24 protein-coding genes are annotated in these 24,962 nt (G+C 63.3%); 20 read left to right on the plus strand and 4 right to left on the minus strand.

The window, feature by feature from the left end:
- Window positions 1–44 precede the first annotated feature (44 nt).
- The 4 genes from DY467_RS10060 to DY467_RS10075 all read left to right on the plus strand — a co-directional run bounded on the left by DY467_RS10060 (window position 45) and on the right by DY467_RS10075 (window position 4,299).
- Window positions 45–650, plus strand: a complete 606-nt coding sequence (locus DY467_RS10060; RefSeq protein ID WP_164635724.1) for a PAS domain-containing protein — start codon at window positions 45–47, stop codon at window positions 648–650.
- Between the two features lie 174 nt (window positions 651–824).
- Window positions 825–2,246: a malonyl-CoA decarboxylase gene (locus DY467_RS10065; RefSeq protein ID WP_164635726.1), complete on the plus strand. Its 1,422-nt coding sequence runs from the start codon at window positions 825–827 to the stop codon at window positions 2,244–2,246.
- Between the two features lie 147 nt (window positions 2,247–2,393).
- Entirely contained in the window at window positions 2,394–3,311 is a 918-nt protein-coding gene (locus DY467_RS10070) for a pirin family protein (protein WP_164635728.1), read from the plus strand.
- A 70-nt stretch (window positions 3,312–3,381) separates the two neighbouring features.
- Entirely contained in the window at window positions 3,382–4,299 is a 918-nt protein-coding gene (locus tag DY467_RS10075) for a phosphoribosylaminoimidazolesuccinocarboxamide synthase (protein ID WP_107342764.1), read from the plus strand.
- A gap of 57 nt (window positions 4,300–4,356) precedes the next feature.
- On the opposite strand, the gene cysK is transcribed toward DY467_RS10075, so the two are convergent.
- Window positions 4,357–5,355 carry a cysteine synthase A gene (gene cysK / locus DY467_RS10080; protein ID WP_164635730.1) on the minus strand — a complete coding sequence of 333 codons (999 nt, stop codon included), beginning with the start codon at window positions 5,353–5,355 and terminating at the stop codon, window positions 4,357–4,359.
- A 281-nt stretch (window positions 5,356–5,636) separates the two neighbouring features.
- Here cysK and DY467_RS10085 point away from each other — a divergent pair, with 281 nt between their 5' ends.
- The 5 genes from DY467_RS10085 (at window position 5,637) to DY467_RS10105 (ending at window position 9,092) form a co-directional block, all read left to right on the plus strand.
- Window positions 5,637–6,194, plus strand: a complete 558-nt coding sequence (locus DY467_RS10085) for an HNH endonuclease (RefSeq protein WP_107342762.1) — start codon at window positions 5,637–5,639, stop codon at window positions 6,192–6,194.
- A 198-nt stretch (window positions 6,195–6,392) separates the two neighbouring features.
- Window positions 6,393–6,773: a hypothetical protein gene (locus DY467_RS10090; RefSeq protein ID WP_164635732.1), complete on the plus strand. Its 381-nt coding sequence runs from the start codon at window positions 6,393–6,395 to the stop codon at window positions 6,771–6,773.
- 413 nt (window positions 6,774–7,186) lie between these two features.
- Window positions 7,187–8,596 carry a hypothetical protein gene (locus DY467_RS10095; RefSeq protein WP_164635734.1) on the plus strand — a complete coding sequence of 470 codons (1,410 nt, stop codon included), beginning with the start codon at window positions 7,187–7,189 and terminating at the stop codon, window positions 8,594–8,596.
- Window positions 8,597–8,603: 7 nt separating this feature from the next.
- Window positions 8,604–8,768 carry a hypothetical protein gene (locus DY467_RS10100; RefSeq protein ID WP_164635736.1) on the plus strand — a complete coding sequence of 55 codons (165 nt, stop codon included), beginning with the start codon at window positions 8,604–8,606 and terminating at the stop codon, window positions 8,766–8,768.
- Window positions 8,769–8,864: 96 nt separating this feature from the next.
- A complete protein-coding gene (locus DY467_RS10105) occupies window positions 8,865–9,092 on the plus strand; it encodes a hypothetical protein (RefSeq protein WP_164635738.1) in 228 nt (75 codons plus the stop codon).
- A gap of 151 nt (window positions 9,093–9,243) precedes the next feature.
- Here the strand turns inward: DY467_RS10105 and DY467_RS10110 are convergent, their stop codons facing one another.
- The 3 genes from DY467_RS10110 to DY467_RS10120 form a co-directional block, all read right to left on the minus strand.
- A complete protein-coding gene (locus DY467_RS10110) occupies window positions 9,244–9,615 on the minus strand; it encodes a response regulator transcription factor (RefSeq protein ID WP_205502232.1) in 372 nt (123 codons plus the stop codon).
- Window positions 9,616–9,702: 87 nt separating this feature from the next.
- Window positions 9,703–10,329, minus strand: a complete 627-nt coding sequence (locus DY467_RS10115) for a response regulator transcription factor (RefSeq protein ID WP_164635739.1) — start codon at window positions 10,327–10,329, stop codon at window positions 9,703–9,705.
- Window positions 10,322–11,899 carry a sensor histidine kinase gene (locus DY467_RS10120; protein WP_164635742.1) on the minus strand — a complete coding sequence of 526 codons (1,578 nt, stop codon included), beginning with the start codon at window positions 11,897–11,899 and terminating at the stop codon, window positions 10,322–10,324. Before DY467_RS10120 ends, DY467_RS10115 begins: the two co-directional genes overlap by 8 nt.
- 862 nt (window positions 11,900–12,761) lie before the next feature.
- Between DY467_RS10120 and DY467_RS10125 the strand changes: the two genes are divergently transcribed.
- From DY467_RS10125 to DY467_RS10175, 11 genes are all read left to right on the plus strand, one after another.
- The gene (locus DY467_RS10125; RefSeq protein ID WP_246701509.1) at window positions 12,762–13,799 is read left to right on the plus strand and encodes a formylglycine-generating enzyme family protein; all 1,038 of its coding nucleotides are present in this window, start codon (window positions 12,762–12,764) and stop codon (window positions 13,797–13,799) included.
- Window positions 13,774–15,414, plus strand: coding sequence for an arylsulfatase (locus DY467_RS10130; protein WP_164635744.1), 1,641 nt, complete (start codon window positions 13,774–13,776; stop codon window positions 15,412–15,414). The genes DY467_RS10125 and DY467_RS10130 overlap by 26 nt, the downstream gene beginning before the upstream one ends.
- Window positions 15,415–15,563: 149 nt before the next feature.
- Window positions 15,564–17,051, plus strand: a complete 1,488-nt coding sequence (locus DY467_RS10135; RefSeq protein ID WP_205502234.1) for a DUF1214 domain-containing protein — start codon at window positions 15,564–15,566, stop codon at window positions 17,049–17,051.
- Window positions 17,052–17,127: 76 nt separating this feature from the next.
- On the plus strand, window positions 17,128–18,627 hold the full coding sequence (locus tag DY467_RS10140) for a DUF1254 domain-containing protein (RefSeq protein WP_164635746.1): 1,500 nt from the start codon (window positions 17,128–17,130) through the stop codon (window positions 18,625–18,627).
- Window positions 18,628–18,659: 32 nt separating this feature from the next.
- Window positions 18,660–20,117 (plus strand): DUF1254 domain-containing protein, encoded by a 1,458-nt coding sequence (locus tag DY467_RS10145; protein ID WP_164635748.1) that lies wholly within the window; start codon window positions 18,660–18,662, stop codon window positions 20,115–20,117.
- Between the two features lie 14 nt (window positions 20,118–20,131).
- Window positions 20,132–21,055, plus strand: a complete 924-nt coding sequence (locus DY467_RS10150; RefSeq protein ID WP_164635750.1) for a tyrosine-protein phosphatase — start codon at window positions 20,132–20,134, stop codon at window positions 21,053–21,055.
- A gap of 1 nt (window position 21,056) precedes the next feature.
- Window positions 21,057–21,437 carry a DUF3302 domain-containing protein gene (locus DY467_RS10155; RefSeq protein ID WP_246701510.1) on the plus strand — a complete coding sequence of 127 codons (381 nt, stop codon included), beginning with the start codon at window positions 21,057–21,059 and terminating at the stop codon, window positions 21,435–21,437.
- Entirely contained in the window at window positions 21,434–21,601 is a 168-nt protein-coding gene (locus DY467_RS10160; protein WP_164635752.1) for a hypothetical protein, read from the plus strand. The genes DY467_RS10155 and DY467_RS10160 overlap by 4 nt, the downstream gene beginning before the upstream one ends.
- A gap of 4 nt (window positions 21,602–21,605) precedes the next feature.
- On the plus strand, window positions 21,606–22,748 hold the full coding sequence (locus DY467_RS10165; protein WP_164635754.1) for an HlyD family secretion protein: 1,143 nt from the start codon (window positions 21,606–21,608) through the stop codon (window positions 22,746–22,748).
- A gap of 58 nt (window positions 22,749–22,806) precedes the next feature.
- Entirely contained in the window at window positions 22,807–23,844 is a 1,038-nt protein-coding gene (locus DY467_RS10170) for a zinc-dependent alcohol dehydrogenase family protein (RefSeq protein ID WP_164635756.1), read from the plus strand.
- Entirely contained in the window at window positions 23,838–24,959 is a 1,122-nt protein-coding gene (locus tag DY467_RS10175) for a SphA family protein (RefSeq protein WP_349627626.1), read from the plus strand. The genes DY467_RS10170 and DY467_RS10175 overlap by 7 nt, the downstream gene beginning before the upstream one ends.
- Window positions 24,960–24,962: the final 3 nt, after the last annotated feature.

A 24,962-nucleotide genomic window follows, 5' to 3' on the forward strand; every position in this document is an offset into this window, starting at 1 on the left:
GCGTAGCAGAAGAGCCGACACTCCCGGAAGACGGAGAGCGGTCGATGCAACGCTTCGTCTGTGAACAGAATATCGCGCACTTCCAAAAGCTGCTCGAGACGGCCGAGGATGAGAAGCTGCGCCGGACGCTGCTCGGCCTGCTGTCGTCGGCCAAGCGCGAACTGGCGCTGCTGCATTCGCAGATCTCCGGCGCCGATCTGTCGCCGCTGGCCTATCGCAACCGCGGCGGCGATCTTCATTCGGTGCTGGCGCAAATCCGCGCCAGCTTCGATACGTCCGAGCATCCCTACATGCTGATCGATGCCGGGCCGGGCCTCAAGATCATCGACATCAACGACGCCTATGCGCGCGCCACCTTCACGTCGCGCGACGGCATCGTCGGCCAACCTCTGTTCGAGATCTTCCCCGACAATCCGGCGGTCGAGACCGCCGACGGCGTGAGCAACGTCTACAACTCACTGCGCACCGTGGTCGAGACCGGCCAGCCGCACGCGCTCGCCGTGCAGCGCTACGATGTCCGCAACGCCGAGGGCGTGTTCGTCGAGCGCTATTGGCAGTCGATCAACACCCCGGTGCGCGACGCCGACGGCAAGCTGATGTGCCTGCTGCACAATGTCGAGGACGTCACCGCCGAAGTGCTGGCGAATTAGCCGGCGGCGGTCCTCGGCGAACCCAGCGACATCCCGTTCCGGCCGGTCACGAAGCCGTGGCGAAACCATCGTCCTGCTCATGCGTCTGGAAGGCGTTGTCCGGAACGTCTATGGTTGTGACGTACCGCGCTTCGTACGTGAAGCGACGATGTCGCAAGCCTGGGGATGAAGCTGATGCCGATAGCCACCACCGCAGACCGCGCTTCGGAGTTTCTCGGCGGCCTGTTCAACAGCCTCACTGAGCGCGGCCGCAGCCTGTTCGGGCTGACCAGCTCGCAGCCGATGTCTGGTGACGAACTGATCGCGCTTGGCGAAACGCTCCTGTCGCGGCGCGGTGAAGCGTCCGGCGTCGCGCTCGCTGCGTCACTGCTCGCCGGCTACGAGGCTGCTGACGACGAGGACAAGCTGGCGTTTCTCGATGCTCTCGCCGAACAGTTCGGGCCCGACCTCGCCGAACTCAACGCCGCGATCGAAGCGTTTCGTGCCGACGCCTCGGCCGAGGCGACCGGCGAATTGCTCCGCGCCGCCGAGCCGCGCCGACAGGAACTGATCCGCCACCTCAATCACGCGCCGGGCGGCACCGCCGCGCTAGTGAAGATGCGCGAGGCGGTTCTGGCCCGCATCGCTGCACATCCGCAGCTGCGTCACGTTGACGACGACTTCGTGCATCTGTTCACGTCGTGGTTCAATCGGGGGTTTCTGGTGCTGCAGCGGATCGACTGGACGACGCCTGCCAACATCCTGGAAAAGATCATCCGCTACGAGCAGGTCCACACCATCCACGACTGGGACGATCTGCGCGCGCGGCTGGCCCCGCCGGACCGGCGTTGTTACGGCTTCTTCCATCCGCGGCTGGTCGACGAACCGCTGATCTTCGTCGAGGTCGCGCTGACCAAGGACAGCCCGGCCGCGATCGCGCCGCTCCTCGATCTCGAGCGCGAGCCGATCGCCGCCAGCGACGCCACCACCGCGGTGTTCTATTCGATCTCCAACACCCAGCAGGGCCTCGCCGGCATCTCGTTCGGCAATTTCCTGATCAAGCAGGTGGTGGAGGAGATCAAGCGCGAGCTGCCGAACGTGCAGACCTTCGTGACGCTGTCGCCTGTGCCGGGCTTTGCGAAGTGGCTGAAGCGCGAGCGCGACAATCCGGACTCGACGCTGCTCGATGCTTCTGCGCGCACCGCACTCGAAGCGCTGGATACGCCGAACTGGTTCGACGATGCCGACACCGCCGACCGGCTGAAGCCGATCGTGCTGCAGCTCGCCGCCGCTTACTTCCTGCAGGCCAAGGGGCCGAACGGCCGGCCGCTCGATCCGGTGGCCCGCTTCCACCTCGGCAACGGCGCGCGGCTCGACCGGCTGAACTTCCTCGGCGATCGGTCGCCGAACGGCATGCGGCAGTCGCACGGGCTGATGGTCAACTACCTATATGCGCTCGGCGACATCGAGGCCAACCACGAGGCGCTGTTCGAACGCGGCCAGATCGCCGCCGCGTCCGCGGTGCGCAAGCTGGTGCCGACCAAGCCGGTGACCAGCGAGCCGCGCAAGGGCAACGCGAAGACCGCCAGCGCCCCGCAGCCCGCGACGACGGCATGATAAACGACGGCATGCCTGCCGCATCTTACACGGGCCTCACGCCGTCATTGCGATGAGCGAAGCGACGAAGCAATCCACCTCGGTCCACTCGGCTCCTGGATTGCTTCGCTTCGCTCGCAATGACGAAGACAACTTGGGAGTGATCCAATGAGCTGGATGCCCACCAACGATCCGGTGCTCGGCGATCCGACCACCTGCGATGCGCTGGAATTGATCATCGTGCCGCGCACCCGCGATCTCGGCGACGGCTTCGCGGTGCGCCGCGCGCTGCCGCACGGCAAGCGGCAGATGGTCGGCCCCTTTATCTTCTTCGATCATTTCGGGCCGGTGCAGTTCATCGCCGGCAAGGGCATGGACGTCCGGCCGCATCCGCATATCGGGCTCGCCACCGTCACCTATCTGTTCGACGGCAAGATCATGCACCGCGACAGCGAGGGCAACATCCAGGAGATCGCGCCCGGCGCGATGAACCTGATGACCGCCGGCCGCGGCATCGCGCATTCCGAACGGACGCCCGACGTGGAACGGCGCGACGGCCAGTCGATGCTCGGCCTGCAGAGCTGGATCGCGCTGCCGCAGGCGTCCGAAGAGATCGCGCCGAGCTTCCAGCATTTCGCTGCGGCGACGCTGCCGATGGTGCAGGACACCGGCTTCACCGCCCGGGTGATCGCCGGCTCGGCGTTCGGCAAAGCCTCGCCAGTGACGATGGTATCGCCGTGGTTCTATGTCGAGGTCAACGCCAAGGCCGGCACCGCGGTGCCGCTCGATCCAGACCACGAGGAGCGCGCGATCTATGTGGTCGACGGCGAGGTCGAGATCGCCGGCGAGCGCCACGTCGGCCCGACCCTGCTGATTTTCCGCCCCGGCGACCGCATCACTGTCCGGGCAAAGACGGACACGCGGATGATGTTTCTCGGCGGCGATGCGCTGGAGGGGCCGCGCCACATCTGGTGGAATTTCGTCTCGTCCAGCAAAGAGCGGATCGAACAGGCCAAACAGGACTGGAAAACCGGTCGTTTCGCCGCCGTCCCGAACGAGAGCGAGTTCATTCCGCTGCCGGAATGATAGACTGCGGGCCCGAAACGATCCCCGCCGCCGGCTGCACCGGCGGCCGTCTCTGCCTGGAACACCGCCCATGACCACGATGCTCTCGAGCGACCTGCCGCTGACCAAGATCGGCCGCGGCAAGGTGCGCGACATCTATGCCGTCGACGACGACCGGCTGCTGCTCGTCACCACCGACCGGATCAGCGCCTTCGACGTCGTGATGGGCGAGACCATCCCGATGAAGGGCGCGGTGCTGACCCAGGTGAGCGCATTCTGGTTCGGTCAGCTCGGCGGCGTGGTGCCGCATCACATGATCAGCGCCGACATCGACGAGATCATCGCCGCGGTCCCGGCGCTGCAGGGCCATCGCGCCGCGCTGGCTGGCCGCACCATGCTGTGCCGGCGCACCACCGTGTTCCCGATCGAATGCGTGATCCGCGGCTACATCACCGGCTCGGCCTGGAAGGAGTACGCCGCCTCCGGCACGCTGGCGGGCGAGAAGCTGGCCGAGGGGCTGAAGGAGAGCGAGCGGCTGGAGCCGCCGATCTTCTCGCCAGCCACCAAGGCCGAGACCGGCCACGACGAGAACATCACCATCGCACGGATGCGCGAGATCATCGGCGACGAGGCCGCCTACACGCTCGAGAGCATGACGCGCGCGATCTACACCCAGGGCGAACAGGTCGCCCGCGAGCAGGGCATCATCATCGCCGACACCAAGTTCGAGTTCGGCCGTGACAAGGACGGCCGGATCATCCTGATCGACGAGGTGATGACGCCGGATAGTTCGCGGTTCTGGGCGGCCGACACCTACGCGCCGGGCCGGTCGCAGCCGTCGTTCGATAAGCAGCCGCTGCGCGATTATCTCGACGCCGAACGCCGCGCGGGGCGCTGGAATGGCGAAGCGCCGCCGCCGAAGCTGCCCGCCGAGATCGTCGAGGCCACCTCGAAGCGCTATCTCGACGCCTACCGCCGGCTCACCGGCGCCGATCTGGTAGTGACTTAAGTCAGCGTTGAGCCGGATCGCGGGCGCACCCGCCATCCGGCATCTACACTCTTTCGATCACACGCCTTCGAACAGCACCGTCGACAAATAGCGTTCCGAGAACGACGGCACGATCGCCACGATGGTCTTGCCGGCGTTTTCCGGCCGCTTGCCGAGTTCGATCGCAGCGGCGATCGCCGCACCCGACGAGATGCCGCCCGGGATACCCTCGTGCCGCGCCAGCGCGCGCGAGGTTTCGATCGCAGTGGCGCTCGGAATCTTGACCACCTCGTCGATCACCGAGCGATCGAGGATATCCGGCACGAAGCCGGCGCCGATGCCCTGGATCTTGTGCGGGCCGGGCGCGCCGCCCGACAGCACCGGGCTTTCTTCCGGCTCGACCGCCACCACCTTCAGCGACGCCTTGCGCGGCTTCAGCACCTGGCCGACGCCCGAGACGGTGCCGCCGGTGCCGACGCCGGCCACGAAGATATCGACCGCACCGTTGGTGTCGTTCCAGATCTCTTCCGCGGTGGTGCGGCGATGCACCGCCGGGTTGGCGAGATTCTTGAACTGCTGCGGCATCACCGCGTTCGGGGTCGCCGCCACCAGCTCTTCGGCCTTGGCGACCGCGCCCTTCATGCCCTTGGCGGCTTCGGTCAGCACCAGTTCGGCGCCGAGGAACGCCAGCATCTTGCGGCGCTCGATCGACATCGATTCCGGCATCACCAGCTTCAGCCGGTAGCCCTTGGCGGCCGCCACGAAGGCCAGCGCGATACCGGTGTTACCGGAGGTCGGCTCGATCAGCACGGTGTCGGGCTTGATGATACCTTCCTGCTCCAGCGCCGCGATCATCGCCGCACCGATACGATCCTTCACGCTGCTCGCCGGATTGAAGTACTCGAGCTTGGCATAGATGGTCGCGTTGACGCCGTGCTGCTGCGGCAGCCGGTTCAGACGTACCAGCGGCGTATCGCCGTAAGCATCGGCGATCGACTCGTACACCCGGCCGCGGCCGGGACGGTGGGCGGGTGCTTCTGCGACGGCTTTGATCGATGCGGTTGCTGCGCTGGACATGACGCCTCCTCACTTAGGTTGGCGGATTTACGGGAACTGTCACTGGGCAATCTGCTAGGCCGCCGCGGTCCCGTCAACGCGGCGGGTAAAAATGGAACAAACACCTCTAAAGCGACGGGTTTCTGGAATACGTCTGCTGCTTATGCGCTCCAGCTTGGGCTGAAATCCCGCCCTGCGGGAGAGACATTTCTGCATCGCCCTTCACAAGCCCGTCACGCTGACTGTAGTATGCCTTCGCATGCTGCTTCGCAGCGTCGATCGACGGGGGTCAGGAGCGTTTCTTGAACGCGCATGTCTCACATGGCGGTTGGCCGGTGCTGGTGCTCAACGCGGACTTCCGGCCGCTCAGCTACTATCCGTTGTCGCTTTGGTCGTGGCAGGACGCGGTCAAAGCGGTGTTCCTTGATCGCGTCAATATTGTCGCCCACTACGACCGCGCGGTGCATAGTCCGAACCACGAGTTTCGGCTTCCCAGCGTCGTCTCTCTGAAATCCTTCGTCAAACCGACCACGCATCCGGCCTTCACCCGGTTCAACGTGTTCCTGCGCGATCGGTTCGTCTGCCAGTATTGCGGCGCGCCCGAAGATCTCACCTTCGATCACATCATCCCCCGCTCCAAGGGCGGCCAGACCACCTGGGAAAACGTCGTCGCCGCTTGCTCGCCGTGCAACTTGCGCAAGGGCAATCTGACGCCCGAACAGGCCAAGATGTTTCCGCGCCAGACCGCATTCGCCCCGACGGTGCATCAGCTCCATCGCAACGGTCGGCTGTTCCCGCCGAACTATCTGCACGAGAGCTGGCTCGATTACTTGTACTGGGACACCGAGCTGGATCCGTAGCCCTCGGCCGGACGTCACCTCGTGTGCTGGGACATATAAGAGTGTCAAAGGACACATAAGTGTGTCACGTTTTTCGAGCTCTAAAATTGCAACCTGAGATAAGAGAAGCACACTTTTTGCGGTGAAATAGCCGCTTTACGACGATTCCGATTTGCAGGATCCGGTCGTAGCCTCCCGCTGAAGCACGGAGGCGGGGATATGAAGGCAAAAGAGCTCGCGAACTACTTCTCGAAGAAAATAGTAAAACCGATCACGTACTCTGTTGCGGAAATGGCGGACTCCGCCGGCCCTACTATTGAGCGCACTTATTCTGTCGAGCCAATCGCCGTCTCGGACGAGGATGTGCTTCACGCGCTGGTAACCTTGAAGGCGCGGACCTCGCGCGGCGCGAAGCTCCGGACAGAAGTTTTCGAAGCTGAGGTCGACGTGCCTCTTAAGGACGGAGACAATCTGACTATGGCCCTAATCATGGCAATCATCGAAGCCGATGAAGGGCAAGACACGCTGAACCTCAGCAAGGACGACTATCGTCGGAGAGCGCATGAAATCTTGCAGGAGCGCTTAGCGGAGTGGAAGTAAGGACGTCCGCGGCCAGGCATCTAAGCTCCGGGCTGACCGCTGGGGTAGGCGAACCAACATATGCCTCAGAACTCGGGACCTGATCTCGAGCCCCTCGCCTCCGTCCAGAGCAGCGTCTAAGTCGGCGTCTTCGGTCTTGCACGGTCTCCGGGTAGATTCGCGACCTCGATGAAGAGGTTCGCCATGAAAATCGACGATCTGCACCCGATCCGCTGGCCTGATGAGCACAAGAAGCGTCCGGCGATCCTAGCGCTCGCACACTTTGCGAGGGCCGACATGGCTCAAGGCCACGCCGGAGCCGGGGACGAATTCAGGGAAGACGTCCACAAAGAGCTGGCCAAAGGATTCGCCCGCGGAGCGGAAGCGAGGCTTCTCGCAGATCCGATCTTCTTCACGTCTGTTCTCAAGGCGGAGTGCGTTTCGAAGTGCTGGCCGACGGCAAGTTCGAAGAGGTGCTCACCAAAATCTACGACGGCTTCATCGCGCAGGGCGGCAGGCCCGAAGAGGGCTTCACATCCTGCTACGGCTGGCTCTATCACTGGTTCAATCACAAGCGGGGCGTCAAGTTTTCGTCGCTTCTCGCGGCAGCGTTTCATGTCCACGGTGCTGCGCGCTTTCCGATTGTGCCGAAGGCGAGGCTGGGTAAGCTGCCTGCCGCGGCGGTCCGCAAGCTTTCGCTGAAGGCGGCCGCAGCGAAAGCGGGTGTCAGTGTTTATGGCATGGAGAGCATCGGCCTAGCGCTCGGACTCATCCGTACCGAAAAGCGCTCGGGCAGCCAGATCTCCTTCTCCGTCGAGGAGGTCGCGCGCATCTCTCGCGACCTGAAAGGCGCCATGAACCTGGACGAGACGCAGCGGCGGCTCGGAATCGGCTTTAACACGATGATGAAGCTCTTGGCTGACGAATCTCTGGTGCCAGCCCTCCGGGGCGGTGGTCGGCGCCACAACTACGTGTTCAGGCCGCAGGATATCGACGATTTCTTGGCGAAGGTGGGCGGCGGCGCTCGACGAGAGAAGACCGCACCGGATAATCTGCTCGCGTTAACCAAGCTGGGCCGGGGAAAACCGCTGACGATTGTCGAGGGAGTGCGTCGGATTCTAGACGGCCGGCTTAAGGTGCGTGTCCGCATGGAGGGGCGCAGCGGCCTGGCCGGTCTGTTCATCGATCCCGACGACGTGCTGACGGCATTCGACAAGCTGGACACGAAGCGTGAGGCTGCTTCCTTCAGCGCCGCAGCAGTTCGCATGCGCCTCAATTCTCGCGGTCTGCGGAAAGCCATCGAGGCCGGGCTGATCGCCGGCGTCAAGCCAGGCGCAAGAGTCGTTCCGACGGACGTGGCAAATGCATTTGCCGAGCGCTTCATGATGCTGGCCGAGATCCGCGAGAGGCTGGGCGGCAGCTTCCCCGATCTGCGCAACGGCTTGCGACGTGCCGGCTTCCCTCCTGACCCTGATCTCGCGAAATGCCTCTGTGCCGCCTACGTCCGCCGCGACATCGAGCCTTTCGTGGGGAAGCTCGAAGAGGGTAAGGCATCTCTCGCCAGGCCGGAAGGTAGCTGGAAGGCGCTGGTGCGGGAGACGGAGAAGCTTCTTGCGGCAACCAAGTTGCCGATTCCATCCGCAGATCTGCTCTCGAAACCGCGCCGGAAAATGCCGATCGGCCTGTCCGATCAGAACGATTTCTTCTACACCGCCATGTGGGACATGCGCGAAAAGTTTGTCTTCATCGAGGGTGCCGGGCTGGTGGCTGCGCGTGCGATCGTACACGGGTCTTTCGTTCCCGCTCGACGGGCCAGCGAGCACCCAGACGGACATCGTCGATGACATCGCGATGCGGATGCTGCGCGAGGCCAACCGGCCCCTCTCTCAGGAGGAGATCGTAGATGCCCTCGAAGCTCGCTCCATTCGGACGCCGCTCGCGAACGGCGAGGTGTTCCTGCGCCGTTTCTTCGTTAGACACGATGACAAGCTTATCAAGTTTACGGGTCTCGGCTAATGGGACCGCTCTCGCGCCTACGCGCCGGGGCTCTACGATCCGGCGACCTGGAAGGAGAGAACCCTGACCGCTGTGCAGCGGGCCGGTCTGTGGATCATGAAGCTGATCGACGAGGCAAAGCGTCCCCTCACCCGTGCCGAGTTGGAATCTATTCTCCGCAAGCGCGGCCTGATCCCGGAGAATTGCAGTCGCGCGTATGTTGGCAACGCGGTCGGCGAATTCGCCGACAAGATCGTGTACCTTGACGCGGTGGGCTACTGGTTGGCAATGAGGCCTTGTGCCGCTGCCCGATACAAGCCGACGACGAGGAAGAAGGCCGCCTAGGATCGCCAGAGCGCCTGCACTTTCCAACTGTAGGAGCTGCCACCGCTCGCAGATCGTTTCCCTGCCGACCGGGGGAACGCGGTGGCGGTCGGAGCCGATCGCTGGCACCACCTCAGCAAACCGACCCAAGGGCGCATCGTCCTGCCCGCGGCTAGGGTCGCCGGACTGCGCGCTCGAGACAATCGACGAGGCCGGCCTCCTGCATCGGCTTACCGAGGTAGCCGATGGCTCCATCGCGCAACGCGCGCGCGCGGGTGGCGTCGTCCGGATAGGCGGTCACGAAGATGAAAGGTATTGTCCGTCCCGAAGACTGAATGCGACGGTGCAGCTCGATGCCGCTCATACTAGGCATCTGGATGTCGGTGATGATGCAGGCCGCGCGTTCGAGGCTGTCGGAGGCCAAAAGCGCTTCCGCCGAAGCAAAGGGATCTACCCGATAGCCCAGCAGTTCGACCAGGCTCGCCAGCGCCTTCCGAAAGGACTCGTCGTCATCGACGATGCAAATGCGGATAGAGTCGGGCACGCGCGGACCGGCGACTGTTTACGACGGCAAATAGATGGGCCGGTTCCGTACAAAACGGAATCATACGGGGGTATTAGATATTACCCCTCAGGTGAGGCTCAGGATCAACGCCATCTTGAGCAGATCGGCGAGCGAATTGGCGCCCATTTTCCGCATGACGTTACCGCGATGGATTTTCACCGTGATGTCGGCGAGAGACAGCCGGTCGGCAATCTGCTTGTTGACCAGGCCGGCCGCCACCAGGCTCATGACCTCCCGCTCGCGCGGCGTGAGCTCGGCATAGCGCGCTCGGACGTTATGATGGCCCAGCTCCTTCTGCCGGCGGGCGCGATCTTTCGACAGCGCCAGGTAGATGGCGTCCAGCATGTCCTGATCCCGGAAGGGTTTGGGCAGGAATTCGATGGCACCGGCCTTCATCGCCCGAACGCTCATGGGGATGTCGCCATGCGCAGTCATGAAGATGATGGGGATCGGGATGCCAGCTCTGGCCAGATCTTCCTGGACGTTAAGCCCGCTGGCGCCGGGCAGACGTACGTCCAGCACGAGGCAGCTTGGGGCGTCGGGAAGCTGCTCGTCGAGAAAATCCCGTGCCGAAGAGAAGCATTTCGTCTTGAGGCCCACCACGCCGAGCAGGCCGGCAACGGAGTTTCGGACAGACTCGTCGTCGTCCACCACGAAAACAAGCGCTTCGGTATCGCGAGCCGCTTCAGTCATACGTCACTCCATTCAAGGGCAGCCTGATCAGGACCTTTGTTCCGAAAGGCTCGCGGGGCGCAATCGACAGGTCGCCCCCGTGCGACTCGATGATCGACCGGCACAGGGGAAGGCCCATACCGGTCCCTCCCGGTTTGGTCGTGTAGAAGGCATCGAAGATGCGATCGGTGCTTTCCGGTCCGATGCCGCTGCCGGTGTCTTCCACTGTAAGCATGACGTCATGCGCGCCGACTCGCTCGGACCGGACGACGAGAATCCGGTCGCGGGCGTAGACGTCACGCATGGCCTCCGTGGCGTTGGTGAAAAGGTTGAGAAAGACCTGCTGCATCTGGAGATGGTCGGCGATGACGGGCGGAAGTCCGGATTGCAGCAGCATATCGGCGGAAACGGATTGGCTGGCGAACTCGGCAGACATGAGCGCAGCCGCCTCCCGGACGAGTCGATTGAGATCGGTCGGCACGCGGCTCGTCTTCTGCTGCCCCAGGACGGCCCGGATGCTCCCGAGCACGTCGGCGGCGCGATGGCCGTCCTTTGCAATGAGGTTCAGGGTGTTGCGCGCCTGGTCGATGCCGGGGGGCGTCTGGTCGAGCCAACGGAGGCCGACGCTCGCGTTGGTCACCATGGCCGCGAGAGGTTGCTTCACTTCGTGCGCGATTGAGGCGGCGACGGCGTCCATGGTCATCAGCCGGCCCTCCTTCTCGCGCCTGCTGGAAATCACTGAGAGCGCGAGACGGGCATAGATCCTGGTGGTCTCCGACAGCAGCATCAGCAGCACGAACACGCCCGAAAGCAGGCCATAGGTGCGGCCGGCATACCAGAGTAGGCTGTAGCGGGAGTCCGTGCCCATGACGAGGAGGAGTTCGATCAGCCAGGCCCATAACGCGACCATAAGCCAGAGATCGAGCACGGACCGGCGTCCGCGCCAGACTAGCCCGATGGCAAGGACCAGCAGAATGAGCAGGAACGCCGCGACATAATAGAGCCGTGTCCAGGACCAGTTGACGGCATCGTACATCATGGACGGCAGCAACGAGTGGCCGGCTGTCGCGAGAAAGGTCAGCGCTACTACCGCAATTAGCGTTGCCGCGATGCAGACGATGATCGAGTTCTGCACATTGCTATGGCCGATCGCGAGTTTGCCGCGCGCCTTGAGCGCGGCGTAGGCGATCACGGCCAGCGGCAGTCCGGTGTGCCAGAAGTAGTAGAGCCAGATGGTCGTATTGACTCCCGCGCCGAGGAGCCCAGTTTCGGCGAAGGCCCCGGGAAAGGTGAGGGCGTGCGGAACGATGATGAGGCCGGTGAAGAGATAGCCGCTCGCCAGTGCGAGCAGCGCCGGCGAGCGTACGACCGAGACTTGGGCGAACAGCAGTGTTGCCGTGATCAGGTCGCTGAGCAGCAGCGTCGTGTCGACGATGGGTATGAAAGACGGGACCGGCGTGATCTGCAGCGATCCGAACGGCAGCGTGGCGATGAAGGCGGTGAACAGCGCGACGGCGACCATCGCGGTGACCTGAAGCTGCCGCCGGGTCGGCGGCATCGTGGACAGCAACAGCTCTTCGCGATGCACCATCTCTGGATGTACTCACCGCATACTCCGGTATTAGTCTCTAAACTCCGGGTATGTCTTCCCTATAACCCAGTACGATATCCCAGGCTCTCGGCCGAGCCTAGGCTTCCAACGCTCCGTCGTTGCGCCCGAGAGCCTTGAAAATGCGATCTTTCAGGAACGGTGTCTCAGTCCCGGACGCGCCTCGTGACGCTGCGGCGCACGATCCTATGCGGCATCCCACTGCAGCCGGCCGGCCTGGTACTCACAGTTGGCACGAATTGCATATTGTCGCCACGCAACCGGGGAATACTGTCGCCCCGCAAAGTCGTCGGAAGGGTTCGAGCGAACGAACGACTTGGCTTCGACAAAAACACGGGAAAGGGAGAAGGCGGATGACCGGCAGATTTAACAAAACTTGCGCGGCGATCCTGTTTTGCGTAGCGAGCGTTTTGCCCATGGAGTCGTCTTTCGCGGCACCGATCTATCCGGCGGATTTGGCTGCGCAGGAAGGACGATCGGATGCGATCGAGGTGCGGGCCGTCGTGCGCCGTGGCGGGGCCGTGGTCGGTCCTCGCGGCGGGGTGGCCGTCCGGCGCGGAGCCGCGGTCGTCGGGCCTCGTGGAGCTGCCGTCGTCCGTCGAGGCGCCGTGGTTCGCCCCGGTTGGCGGGGCGGCGGAGTCCGATGGGCCCGTCCCGGCTGGTATCGCTGGCCGGCAGGCGGAGCCATCGCGGCAGGTGCGGCGCTCGGTGTCGTCACGGCCGCGACCGCTGCCGCCTGGGCAGGCGCTGCGCCGGCGCCGGGCATGTGCTGGTACTACACCGATCCGTCCCGGACGCAGGGTTTCTGGGACTACTGTCAGTAGCGCGCGGGGCGGGGAAACACATGCTGTCCGCTCCCGAAGAGCTACGCGAAACGAACCCCGCCCGGCTTGCGGAGATGGTCTGGATTCCGGGCGGCTCCTTCCGGATGGGCTCCGACGAGCACTATCCGGAGGAGGCACCGGTCCATCGCGTCTCCGTCGACGGCTTCTGGATCGACAGGACGCCGGTCACCAACCGGCAGTTCAAGGAATTCATCAACGCGACCGGGCACGTGACGACGGCGCAGCAAATGCCGGATCCCAAGGACTATCCCGGCGCGTTGCCGGATATGCTCTTCGCGGGCTCGCTGGTGTTTGCTCCGGCGCCTCGCATCAACGATCTTCGTGACTGGAGCCAGTGGTGGACCTTCATGAAGGACGCCAACTGGCGGCGTCCTTACGGCCCCAAGAGCAACATCAAGGATCTCGACGACCACCCCGTTGTCCATGTGTCCTACAGCGACGCGCTTGCCTACGCCCAGTGGGCCGGCAAGGACCTTCCGACCGAGGCCGAGTGGGAGTTTGCCGCACGCGGCGGGCTCGACGGCGCGGAGTTCGCCTGGGGCGATGCGCTGACGCCGGGCGGCCGGCACGTGGCGAACACCTGGCAGGGCGAGTTCCCGGTCCATAACCTCGCTGAGGACGGTTTCGAGCGTACGTCGCCGGTCCGGTCCTTTCCGTCGAACGGCTACGGCCTCCACGACATGATCGGCAACGTCTGGGAATGGACGTCGGACTGGTGGTCCGGCAAGCACGAAGAGGACGAGGGAAAGCAGTGCTGCATCCCGTTGAACCCGCGCGGGGGCCCGGAGAGCGCATGTTACGACGTCCACCTGCCCGACGTCCGGATTCCTCGCAAAGTCCTCAAGGGCGGTTCGCATCTCTGTGCGCCGAACTATTGCCGACGCTACCGCCCCGCGGCGCGACACGCCGAGCCCGTCGATACCTCGACCAGCCACGTCGGCTTCAGATGCGTGGTCCGAACGCCTGTCATTCAGCCATCGCGAAGGCAGTCTGCAACCCAGGGAGTGTTGAATGAGCCGAGACGCGAAGAACACTGAGGCCGATGCGAAGAAATCCATCGATCGCCGCAAGCTGCTCCTCGGAACGACGACGCTGGTCGCAACGGCGGCGCTGACATCGCAAACGCTCGCGCAGGCGCAGAAGGCTGCGCCCGCTCCATCTACCGCGTCCGGCGGGACTGGCAAGCCGAACATCCTCCTTATCAGGGGTGACGACATCGGCTGGTTCAATGTCAGCGCCTACAACATGGGTATCATGGGCTATCGCACGCCGAACATCGACCGCATCGGACGGGAAGGCGCCGTCTTCACCGACTGGTATGGCCAGCAGAGCTGCACCGCCGGTCGCGCCGCCTTCATCACCGGGCAGACACCAGTGCGCACGGGCCTTACCAAGGTCGGCCTGCCGGGTGCGGAACTCGGGCTTGGGCCGCTGGATCCGAGCGTCGCCGACGTGCTCAAGACCTACGGCTATGCCAGCGGTCAGTTCGGCAAGAATCATCTCGGCGACCGCGATGAGCACCTCCCGACCGCGCACGGCTTCGACGAGTTCTTCGGCAATCTTTACCACCTCAATGCCGAGGAGGAGCCCGAGAACCCAGACTATCCCAAGCATCCGTCGTTCGTGAAGAAGTTCGGCCCCCGCGGCGTCATTAAGTCGAGCGCGGACGGCAAGATCGAGAATACCGGCCCGCTCAACACCAAGCGCATGGAGACGATCGACGAGGAGTTCCTCGGTGCGGCCAAGGACTTCATCAACCACCGCGCCAACAAGCCCTGGTTCTGCTACTTCAACTCGACGCGGATGCAGGTCTTCACGCACCTGAAGAAGGAATCACAGGGCAAGACAGGCAAGGGCATCTATCCCGACGGGATGGTCGAAACCGACGGGCATGTCGGCGAGCTTCTGAAGCTCGTCGACGACCTCGGCGTCGCCGACAACACCATCGTCGTCTATACGACCGATAACGGCGCGGAGGTCTTCACCTGGCCGGATGGGGGCGCGACACCTTTCAAGGGCGAGAAAGCCACCAACTGGGAAGGCGGCTCCCGCGTGCCGTGCCTCATCAAATGGCCCGGCGTGATCAAGCCCGGCACCATCATCAACGACATCTGCGTGCATGAGGACTTCATTCCGACCTTCGCCGCCGCCAACGGCGATGTGGATCTCGTCGAGCGAACCAAGAAAGGGACGCCCCTCAACGGCAAGCAGTTCAAGGTCCACTTCGACGGCTTCAATCTGCTGCCGTTCCTGAAGGGCGAGGCGAAGGAATCCCCGCGCAGCGAGTTCCTGTACTGGAGCGACGACGGCGACCTGATGGCGCTCCGTGTCCGCGATTGGAAGATCGCCTTCACGGAGCAGAACACGGAGTTGTCTCCGCAAACGCCGATCAGCGTATGGCAGGGGCAATTTACGAAACTCCGCGTGCCGAACATTTACAATCTACGAGCCGATCCGTTCGAACGGGCGACGACCAGCCTGTTGTACGGCGACTGGCAGGTGCATCACGCCTTCCTGGCTGTGCCGGCGCAAGCGGTGGTCGCCAGATACATCGAGAGCTTCAAGGAGTTCCCGCCGCGTGCAAAGGCGGCGAGCTTCACCGTGAGCGACGTAATGGAGAAGCTCACGACGGCGGGCGCCAACAAGAACTGACTTCGAGTCCAAGGACATGGAAGGCCCGGCCAATTCTAAGTGGCGCACGACCCAAGTCTCTCTTGTAAGAAGTTACTCGAGCATGGTCCGCGCAGCAGCCCAGCCGAGAGGGCATAACCAGCGAAGATGCGATCTCACAGGAGAGTACCATGAACGTACAGTTAACCCGACGAGGCGCGATGCTGGCGGGCGGCGGCTTGGCGGCGGCCGCTGCGACTGTCGGCCTCGCCAGCGCGCAGTTGATGTCCCCGACATCGCCCGAGGAGGCGAGAAGCGTCGCCAAAGAAATATTCTTCTGGGGGATGCATCCGATCGGCATCTACCATCTACGCTACAACACCGCGCAAAATGACAAGAGCCCGAAATTCGCGGGCGTCAATCGCCTGAGTTGGGATCGAAAGCCGAGAACCGCGGCGGACCGTTCCGCAACCACGCCGAACGCGACCACCCTTTACGGCGTCGGGATGCTTGATCTCTCGAAAGAACCTGTTGTCGTTGTGGTGCCCGAGATCAGGGACCACTATTGGAGCGTCCAGTTCGCCGACAACTATGCGAGATGGTGGCCCTATATCATCGGCAGCCAGTTCGACGCGCCAGGAAAGATCCAGCGGCTGCTGATCGGCCCGAACTGGAGCGGCAAGATGCCGGCAGGGTTTGTCGGGGCGGAAATCTTCCAGTCGCCGTCGGAATTCGCGACGGTCGCCGCCCGCATCGCCTTGACCGACGATACGCCCGACGAGGTGAATCTGGTCAACGGTATCCAGGACAGCATCACCTTGATGCCGCTCGGCGCCTGGGAAGCGGCCGGGCGCAAGAGTGTCCGCGCCGAGGACGTGCTGGTCGTCAAGGGGGACTATCCCGCCTATCCGGGGATGGAGGCTGTCAGAGAGCCGGGCAAGCTCAAGGGCATCGAATTCCTGCGCTGGGCGAGTCTCGTTCTCAACGACAAGACCTTCACGAAGCAGGAAGACGGCTATCACGAGCGCAATGCTTTCCTGCGGTTCGAGAAGCTTGGCCTGAAAGCCGGCACTCCGTTCGATCCCTCCAAACTGTCTCCCGAGATCGTTACTGCGATCGAGGCCGGCATCGAGGAAGGACGCAAGGAAGCCGCGCAAGCATTCGCGAATACCGGCCGCGACATGAAGGGATGGCGCCTCGCCTCGGACCTCGGTTATCGAGACACCGATTGGGTGGCGCGGGCCGGGAATGGATTGATCGCGCTTTTGGCGCCCGTCCCTTCGCGCTCACACACCGGTGCGCTGGGTTTCAAGGACTCGTCTGGCCGTCCGCTCTCCGGAGAGAACCGCTACACGCTGACCTTCGATCTCAACGACATGCCCCCCGTGACCGAGTTCTGGGAACTACCGCTCTACGATCACGACGGCTATTTCGTCGACAATCCGATCAACCGGTACTCGATCAACAGCTACATGTTGAAGCGCGGCAAGCTTCACAGCGCCGACGGCAAGCTCGTGATCTACATCCAGAGCGACGAGCCGAAGAAGGCGAGCCAGCGGCAGAACTGGCTGCCGGCGCCGAAGAGCGGCGGCTTTCAATTCGCGGCGCGCTTTTATGGACCCGGCACACCGCTGATCGATGGCAGCTACAATATGCCCGGTGTGGTGAAGGTATCGTAGGGGACGCGAACGTCACGCTGGCGGGGCGAGATTTCTCATGGCGTCGTCGTCAAGAGGAAACGGGATAGAGAGAATCATGATGTCGTATTCCTCAATCGTCGGACGCAAAATTCGTCTGAAGATCGCGGCCGCGATCATCGCAGCCGCGGTCCCATGGGGTGCTTGTGCACAGACCTCGACCGTCGCCCCCTCCAGCAGTCCCGCTGGCGCAGGCTTCCGTTTTGGCTACCCGACTTCGGAGACATCGACAGCCTTGTATGATGAGCTCGACTACCAGCGTGCGGTGCAGGCCTACATCTGGGCCACGCCGCTGGTTAACTCGGTCGGGGTGGCGAAGGCGCTCGAATCCGCCGGACTCAATCTGGCCGTGCCAGCGATGGTGGTGTTCGACAAGCCGTTGTCTCCTAAGCAGGTCTTCATGACCGGCAACGACGTCTCGACCTATGGGAACTCGGTAATCGACTTGTCGAAGACCGGGCCATTTGTAGTCGACGCTCCGACGGGCGTACTCGGTGGCATTGTCGATTTCTGGCAAAGGGCTGTTCTCGACATCGGCGTCGGCGATACCCGCAACGGCGCGAAGCTCCTGCTGTTGCCTCCGGGCTACGACGGTCCGATTCCCACCGGCTATATCGAGGTGCGCTGCCGCACCAATCGGGTCTTTCTACTTGCGCGCGGGACGCCAAAAGCGGGGGAAGGGCCGGATACGCTGGTCAACCTGCTTGGCTCGATCGGACTCTATCCGCTCGCACAGAAGGATGCTGCGCAGCCGACCCGGGTGATCCGTGTCGGCGGCGTGCCGATGAACTCCGATTGGCCAAAGGACTACCGCTTCTTCGAATACTTGGCCGACGGTCTTTCCGACGTGCGCGTCGAGCCGCAGGACAAACTGATGTATGCGATGCTCAAGCCGCTTGGGCTTGAGCCCGGGAAGTCGTTTCAGCCAAACGAGCGCCAGCGACGCATCCTGTTGAAAGCCGCCGACACTGGGGCAGCCATGATGGCCAACATGGCTTTTGCCAATCGCTTCGACGGACGACGATACTGGCCCGATCGCGAGTGGGAGAAGATCACGTTCGCGACGACGCCCGATTTCGAGACGGTGGAGCGGACCGAATTGGATGAGCGCGCGCAGGGCTGGTACCAGCTCGCCATGAATGCTCGCTATCTCTACACGATGAAACCGGTGCCAGGCGAGGGAACGTGGTACGCCTCGACGTTCCGTGACAGCACCGGCGCGTTCCTGCACGGCGGCAATTCCTATCGGCTGCATGTCGATGCCGATACGCCAGCGAAGGCCTTCTGGTCGGTCACTATCTACGACAACCGCACGCGCAGCATGATCGATACCGACCAGCAGCGTGCCGGGCGCGGCGGCCTATCGGACCTCAAGAAGAACGCCGACGGTTCGGTCGATCTCTATTTCGGACCGAAGGCGCCTGCCGGCATGGAGACCAACTGGATCGAGACCATCCCAGGTCAGGGCTTCTTCGCGATGTTCCGCCTCTACGGTCCGCTGGAACCCGCGTTCGACGGAAGCTGGAAGCTGAACGACATCGCCGTAGCGAGGCAGTAGGACAGTCATGAAATGGGGAGCCGAGGGTCGCCATGAGAAAGACGTCACTGGCCGTGTTTGCCGTGATATTCACGGTGGCCGCCCATGCGCAGAGCAACGAGGCGACACCCCCGACTTCGCTAATGAAGGCGCCGGACGCCTTCGCGCGGATGAGCGCCGATCAGGCGCGCGAGAGCGAGGCCTATACGCTCGGCGTGCAGGCGGTGCTTTGGGGCATGCAGTGGGTAAAGGCGGGACAGTCGTTCCGCCTGTTCAGCCGGCCTTTGCCTGGCGGTCAGGAACGTTCGCCGTACGATCCGCTGCCGCATGGCGTCAACGTCTGGGGGCACGCGCAAAGGCTTCTCAATTCCAATACGCGCTTGATCGAGACGCCGAACACCGAGACGCTCTACTCGATCATTTTGGTCGACCTGAAGGAGGGACCGGTCGTCATCGTGCATCCGGATTTCGGCGATCGTTATTTCCGCACCAGCATCTGGGATCTTCACAGCGACACCCACACGATCAGTCAGAAGCAGGACGGCGGCAAGCCATCTCCTTACGTCGTCGTGCCGGTCGGGTGGTCGGGCGAAATTCCCGCCGGGTTGAAGCGGATCGATGTGCGGAGCCGCTACGTGCAGTTCGCGCCCCACATCGCTGTGACCGGTCAAGACGACCTTGCGAAGGTGCATGTGCTTCAGAGCGGCCTGAAAATGATCGCGCTCAAGGATTGGGGCAAGACGAACGCGGAACTGCAGCCGGGCCAGCCTATGCGTCCCATCCGGCGGCCGGGAACCACGACGCCGGATGAACTTCTGTTCTTTGAGGAGTTGGGAGAGACGCTGAAGGACCTCACCGTCAGGGACGACGAGACTGGTTTCGCCCGCCAGCTTCAGGCCATTGGCATCACGGCGAAGGAGGGCTTCCAGTTCGACAAGCTCGATGCCCCCACCGTGGCGGGATTGAAGCGTGCCGTGCTCGACGGCCAGACCCTCGCTGCGCACAAGGCCCGCGATCTGTTTCCGCTCCAACCGGGCGGCACATGGGCGGTGGGCTACGACCAGACTAGCCTCGACAATTGGCTCGACCGTGCCGGCACGGGGTTCGGCTACGTCTGGGGTGATCTCGCGAGCGAAATCCTCTTCCCGCAAGTAAGAGCCGATGCCGCAGGCCAGCCGCTCAATGGTTCGAACAAATACGTACTGCATTTCCCGCCAGGCCAGCTTCCGCCGGCGCGCTACTGGCGGATAAGCATGTACGATATCGAGGGGTTCTTCGCGAATAACCCGATCAATCGCTACGGCATCGGCAACATGGCCGAAAAGTTGGAATCCGAGGCCGATGGCGGCCTTACGATCGCGATCCAGCACGATCCTCCCAGCAAGGACAAGCAAGCCAACTGGCTGCCCGCGCCGGCGGAAGGGTTCTTCATGGTGATGCGGCTCTACCAGCCGGAGGAGCGCATGTATCGCGGCGAGTATATCGTGCCCTCGGTCCAGAAGGTTCGATAGGCGAGGTATTGGCCATGGTCCCGACCATGATGGATCGTCGAAGCTTGCTCGCTTTGCCTCTGGGCGTGGCGGCGTCGTTGGCGATATCCGCGCCAGTCGGCGCGCAAGCGCTCAGCGCCTCGTTAGGACTCGCACCCGGCGAAAGCCTTGGCCACGCGCTTGAATTGTCGGCGGCGACTAACCTGCGCGACCTCGGCGGCTATCGGACCGGCGACGGCAAGACCCTCGTGCGCGGCCTAGTCTACCGGTCTGATGTATTCAATCCGATGACGGCTCCTGATCTTACGAAGCTCGGTCTCGTGGGGCTACGCAGTGTATTCGACCTGCGTACGATCCAGGAGGTGAAGGTTCAGCCCGATCAGGTTCCGGCGGACGCGAGGATCGTGTCCCTGAACGTTCTCGCCGACGCGCAGTCTGCCGCGCCAGCCCAGTTGGAGGCGCTATTGCGCGATCCCAAGGCAGCGAACGCGGCGCTCGGCGGCGGCAAGATCGAAGCGCACTTCGCGGAAGGCTACCGCGAGTTCGTGTCCCTGCGGAGCGCGCAACACGCCTACCGCACGCTCTATCTTGCTCTCGCGGACAAATCGAATCTGCCGGCTGTGTTTCACTGCACGACCGGCAAGGATCGAACCGGCTGGGCCGCTGCGGCACTGCTCACCCTCCTCGGCGTTCCTGAGGCGGCGGTGATGGCCGACTATTTGCGCAGCAACGACAACCTGCTGGCCTACTACAAGGCGACGATTGATCGCTTCGCGGCCGACGGCGGCGACCGCGATATTCCAATCGCCATCCTTGGCGTGAAACGCGACTATCTGGAAGCATCATTCGACGAGATGCGCGCCCGCTACGGTACGATCGAGAGCTACTTCGCCGAAGGACTCGGCATCAACACTGCCCAGCAAGCCAAGCTTCGCGGCCTGCTTGTGAAGGAGTTGTAGAATGGGGAAGGAAGGTGCAGTGATGGTTCTCGCTGCCGTAGGCGGACAATCGAGCTACGACGCGTTCTGGTGGCTTTGCCTCGTCATCGTGGTCTGTCTGTTCATCGCTGCCATCTGGCTCATCTACAGGCTCGGGAAGCTGCCTGGCGAGATCGCGCAGGGTCGCGGCCATCCCCAGGTGGCCGCCATCACGGTCTGCGGGTGGCTCGGCCTGTTGTTGCCGCCGCTATGGCCGATCGCTTTGATCTGGGCCTTTCTCATTCCCGCCGGCCGCGAGCTCATGCCACCGCCGGATCTCGCGGGGCTGCAGGAAGCACTGAAGACGACATCCGCGCGGATCGCGGACATCGAGCGCCAGCTCGCGAAAGGAGGCATGCCATGATCCCGGCCATGATCGCCTCGGTGCTCATTCTGTACTGGTATTGGCGGGAAGCGCAGCCCAAGCCCGGTGATCCCGCGCCGGGATCCGCGGAGGCGCTGCGGCGCGAACTCGCTGCTCTCAACGCCCGGCTTGACGGCATCGTTGCCAAACTAAACAGGAGGTGACGCCATGCAATGGCCGCTGTTTCTGGGATACGCCGCCATCGTCTGGCTGATCTTCGTCAAGCTGAAGCTGATCCGCCTTTCGTTGACGCTCGCCATCGTACTGGCGGCGGCGGGTCCGATTCTGTTCTTCTATGTGCTCTACGCGATGAACTTCTATCATCCGGGATCCAGCGACGTGCAGGTGCTGCGCCGGGTCGTGCAAATTGCGCCGCGGACGTCAAAGCCCGGACGCGTGGCGGAGGTGCTGGCGCGGGCCAACGCGCCGATGAAGAAGGGCGATACGCTGTTCAACATCGATCCGCAGCCGTTTCAGTTCGAGGTGGAGCGGCTGAAAGCGTCTCTGGCGGCTTCCCAACAGGGCGTGCCGGAGTTGAAGGCCGCGCTCGACCAGGCAAATGCGTCGCGTCAACGGGCTGAGGCCCAGACAGCGTTGGCGCAACAGACCTACGATCGAAACGTTCAGCTCTTCAGCCGCAATGTCGTCGCCCAGGCGACGGTGGACTCGGCCAAGCGCGATCTGGATGCTGCCGTCCAGAGCGAAGCCGGCGCACGGGCGGCGGAGGAACGGGCGCGTCTGGAATTGACCTCCACGATCGGCGGCGAGAACACCGCTGTGGCGCAGGTCCGCCAGCAACTGGCCTCCGCCGAGAACGATGTCACAGAGACCAGGGTCACTGCGCCCTGCGACGGCTTCGTCTCGAACGTCAATATTCTGCCCGGTCAGATCGTCAGCCCGGGTTCGGCGGTGATGCCGTTCGTGTGCGACGTCGATGACGAGAGCCGGGGAAAAATCGCGGCAACCTTTCCCGAAGGCACCTACCTCGGCATCAGCCGCGGGTCGCCGGCGGAAGTCATCTTTCCGATGTATCCCGGCCTCGTGTTCACGGCGAAGGTCGTCGATACCATCGATATCACCAGCGGGGGGCAGATCCCGGTCGGCGGCGTGATCCCGGCAATCACCTCGTCGTCCAATCCGCCGCCACGGTTCGCGGCGATCCTCAAGCTGGACGATCCAAATCTACGTTTGCCGGCAGGCGCGCGCGGCGAAGCTGCCGTCTATTCCGACCGCGTGCCGTTCGCCGGCGTGTTCCGTAAGGGATTGATCCGGACGGATACCATCGTCAACTACGTGATGTGGGGAACGTGATGCCCATCGTCCCCGGTTGCGGCATGCGTCGCGGCAGACTTTCTTACAAGAGCACGACATGAAAGCGTTGGTGTTTTCCGGCAAAGGCGAGAAGTCGCTAAAGGACCGCCCTAAACCGGCGATCAAGGAACCTGGCGACGCAATCGTAAAGATCGTCAAGACGACGATCTGCGGCACAGATTTGCATATCCTCAAGGGCGACGTGCCGACGTGCACGCCGGGGCGCATTCTCGGTCACGAGGGCATTGGCGTCGTGGACGACGTTGGTGCCGGCGTCACTGCGTTCAAGCCGGGTGACCGAGTTCTGATCTCCTGCATCTCTTCTTGCGGGAAGTGCGATTTCTGCCGCCGCGGCATGTACTCACAATGCCGGAACGGCGGCTGGATCCTGGGCAACAAGATCGATGGAACACAAGCTGAGTACGTCCGGACGCCGTACGCCGACACCAGCCTCTATCGACTGCCCGAAGGTGTCGACGAAGAAGCGCTGGTCATGCTCAGCGATATCCTGCCGACCGGCTTTGAATGCGGTGTGCTCAATGGCAAGATCGCGCCTGGCTCGACGGTCGCCATCGTCGGGGCGGGGCCGGTCGGCCTGGCGGCACTTCTTACTGCACAATTCTACTCGCCGGCCGAGATCATCATGATCGACCTGGACGACAAGCGGCTTGCGATCGCGCGTCAGTTCGGCGCCACGCAGACGGTCAACAGTGGCGACGGCAAGGCCGCAGAACGCGTGATGAAATTGACCGGCGGAGCCGGCGTCGACACCGCCATCGAGGCCGTTGGGGTCCCCGCGACCTTCGAGCTCTGCACCGAGGTCATCGCTCCCGGTGGCATCGTCGCGAATGCAGGCGTTCACGGCGTCAAGGTTGATCTCCACCTCGAACAGCTTTGGTCGCGTAACATCTCGATCACGACCCGGCTGGTCGATACCGTCTCCACGCCGATGCTGATGAAGACGGTGGTCTCGAAGCGCATCGAGCCGAAGCGGCTGATCACGCACCGCTTCAGCCTCGACCAGATCGCGGAGGCCTACGACGTCTTTTCGCGCGCCGCGGAAACCGGCGCGCTCAAGGTCATCATCGAATGTTGAGAGATACTCCGGAAGCACACTTCCGGAAAATGTGCGATCACGGGATTGCCTATTGGGAAACGGCCGGAAATCCTGCGATCGAATGGGATGGCGAACATCGGGAGGTTGTGATGAAGCTAAGGACGGCATGTCTGGCGGCAGTGGCTTCGATCGGAATGGCAGGCACGGCCATGGCCGACGCGGGAGGGCTAAGCTTCTGGCTGCCGGGCTCCTTCGGTAGTCTGGCCGCGACCCCCACAGTGCCGGGCTGGGCCTCCACCACCGTTTATCTCCATCTGCAGTCGAGCGCAGGCGGCGGCGCCAACTTCGTCCTGCCCGGCGGCGGTCGCGGAGCCGTCTCCGTCGGCCTCACCGACCACGCCGACGCGCTGATTCAGGGCGTCGCATACACCTCGGCGCTGCCGATCCTGGGGGGGCAGGGAACTTTCGCCGTGCTCGGCGCAGCGGGCAACGTCGGGGTCGGCGTTGGGGCGACCCTCACCGGACCGCTAGGCAACACCCTCTCGGGAACACGGACCGACAACCGGACGAGCGTTGCCGACGTGTTCTACCAAGGCAGCTTGAAATGGAACCAAGGCGTCCACAATGAGATGGTCTATGTTCAAGGCAACATCCCGAGCGGCACCTATGACGTGAACCGGCTCGCCAATCTCAGCCTTGGATTCGCCGCGATCGACGCCGGCGGCGGTTACACCTACTTCAATCCGAAGGCCGGCAACGAGTTCTCTGTCGTCGCGGGATTGACCTACAGCGCCCCCAATCGCGATCTGCAGTACCAGAACGGCATCGACTTCCATCTCGACTGGGCGGCCTCCAAGTTTCTGACCAGGACGTTCCAGATCGGCGTGGTCGGCTACTACTTCCAGCAGCTTACCGACGACACGGGACCGGGCGCGACACTCGGCGGCTTCAGGGGCATGACCGTCGGCCTCGGGCCCCAGATCGGTTTTATCTTCCCCAAGCTGTTCGAGGGATACCAGGGCTATTTGAATCTCAAGGCCTACAAGGACCTTGCGACCGAGAACCGGCCGTCCGGGTTCAGCACCTGGGCGACCTTCTCGATCGCACCTGAGGCGCCGGAGCCGCCGGCCTCGAAGCCGATCGTCCGCAAGTAGGAG

Origin of the sequence: Rhodopseudomonas sp. BR0G17 (assembly GCF_010907025.1) — a bacterium.
GTDB lineage: Bacteria > Pseudomonadota > Alphaproteobacteria > Rhizobiales > Xanthobacteraceae > Rhodopseudomonas > Rhodopseudomonas palustris_H.

Excerpts from the sequence above, each read along its gene's own strand:
- DY467_RS10165 (WP_164635754.1), top strand. The coding sequence starts at position 21,606 with ATGCAATGGCCGCTGTTTCTGGGATACGCCGCCATCGTCTGGCTGATC.
- DY467_RS10175 (WP_349627626.1), top strand. The coding sequence starts at position 23,838 with ATGTTGAGAGATACTCCGGAAGCACACTTCCGGAAAATGTGCGATCAC.
- cysK (WP_164635730.1), bottom strand. The coding sequence starts at position 5,355 with ATGTCCAGCGCAGCAACCGCATCGATCAAAGCCGTCGCAGAAGCACCC.
- DY467_RS10160 (WP_164635752.1), top strand. The coding sequence starts at position 21,434 with ATGATCCCGGCCATGATCGCCTCGGTGCTCATTCTGTACTGGTATTGG.
- DY467_RS10145 (WP_164635748.1), top strand. The coding sequence starts at position 18,660 with ATGAGAAAGACGTCACTGGCCGTGTTTGCCGTGATATTCACGGTGGCC.
- DY467_RS10100 (WP_164635736.1), top strand. The coding sequence starts at position 8,604 with ATGCGGATGCTGCGCGAGGCCAACCGGCCCCTCTCTCAGGAGGAGATC.
- DY467_RS10075 (WP_107342764.1), top strand. The coding sequence starts at position 3,382 with ATGACCACGATGCTCTCGAGCGACCTGCCGCTGACCAAGATCGGCCGC.
- DY467_RS10120 (WP_164635742.1), bottom strand. The coding sequence starts at position 11,899 with ATGGTGCATCGCGAAGAGCTGTTGCTGTCCACGATGCCGCCGACCCGG.
- DY467_RS10070 (WP_164635728.1), top strand. The coding sequence starts at position 2,394 with ATGAGCTGGATGCCCACCAACGATCCGGTGCTCGGCGATCCGACCACC.
- DY467_RS10155 (WP_246701510.1), top strand. The coding sequence starts at position 21,057 with ATGGGGAAGGAAGGTGCAGTGATGGTTCTCGCTGCCGTAGGCGGACAA.
- DY467_RS10130 (WP_164635744.1), top strand. The coding sequence starts at position 13,774 with ATGAGCCGAGACGCGAAGAACACTGAGGCCGATGCGAAGAAATCCATC.
- DY467_RS10090 (WP_164635732.1), top strand. The coding sequence starts at position 6,393 with ATGAAGGCAAAAGAGCTCGCGAACTACTTCTCGAAGAAAATAGTAAAA.
- DY467_RS10060 (WP_164635724.1), top strand. The coding sequence starts at position 45 with ATGCAACGCTTCGTCTGTGAACAGAATATCGCGCACTTCCAAAAGCTG.
- DY467_RS10140 (WP_164635746.1), top strand. The coding sequence starts at position 17,128 with ATGATGTCGTATTCCTCAATCGTCGGACGCAAAATTCGTCTGAAGATC.
- DY467_RS10170 (WP_164635756.1), top strand. The coding sequence starts at position 22,807 with ATGAAAGCGTTGGTGTTTTCCGGCAAAGGCGAGAAGTCGCTAAAGGAC.
- DY467_RS10125 (WP_246701509.1), top strand. The coding sequence starts at position 12,762 with ATGCTGTCCGCTCCCGAAGAGCTACGCGAAACGAACCCCGCCCGGCTT.
- DY467_RS10135 (WP_205502234.1), top strand. The coding sequence starts at position 15,564 with ATGAACGTACAGTTAACCCGACGAGGCGCGATGCTGGCGGGCGGCGGC.
- DY467_RS10115 (WP_164635739.1), bottom strand. The coding sequence starts at position 10,329 with ATGACTGAAGCGGCTCGCGATACCGAAGCGCTTGTTTTCGTGGTGGAC.
- DY467_RS10065 (WP_164635726.1), top strand. The coding sequence starts at position 825 with ATGCCGATAGCCACCACCGCAGACCGCGCTTCGGAGTTTCTCGGCGGC.
- DY467_RS10105 (WP_164635738.1), top strand. The coding sequence starts at position 8,865 with ATGAAGCTGATCGACGAGGCAAAGCGTCCCCTCACCCGTGCCGAGTTG.
- DY467_RS10150 (WP_164635750.1), top strand. The coding sequence starts at position 20,132 with ATGGTCCCGACCATGATGGATCGTCGAAGCTTGCTCGCTTTGCCTCTG.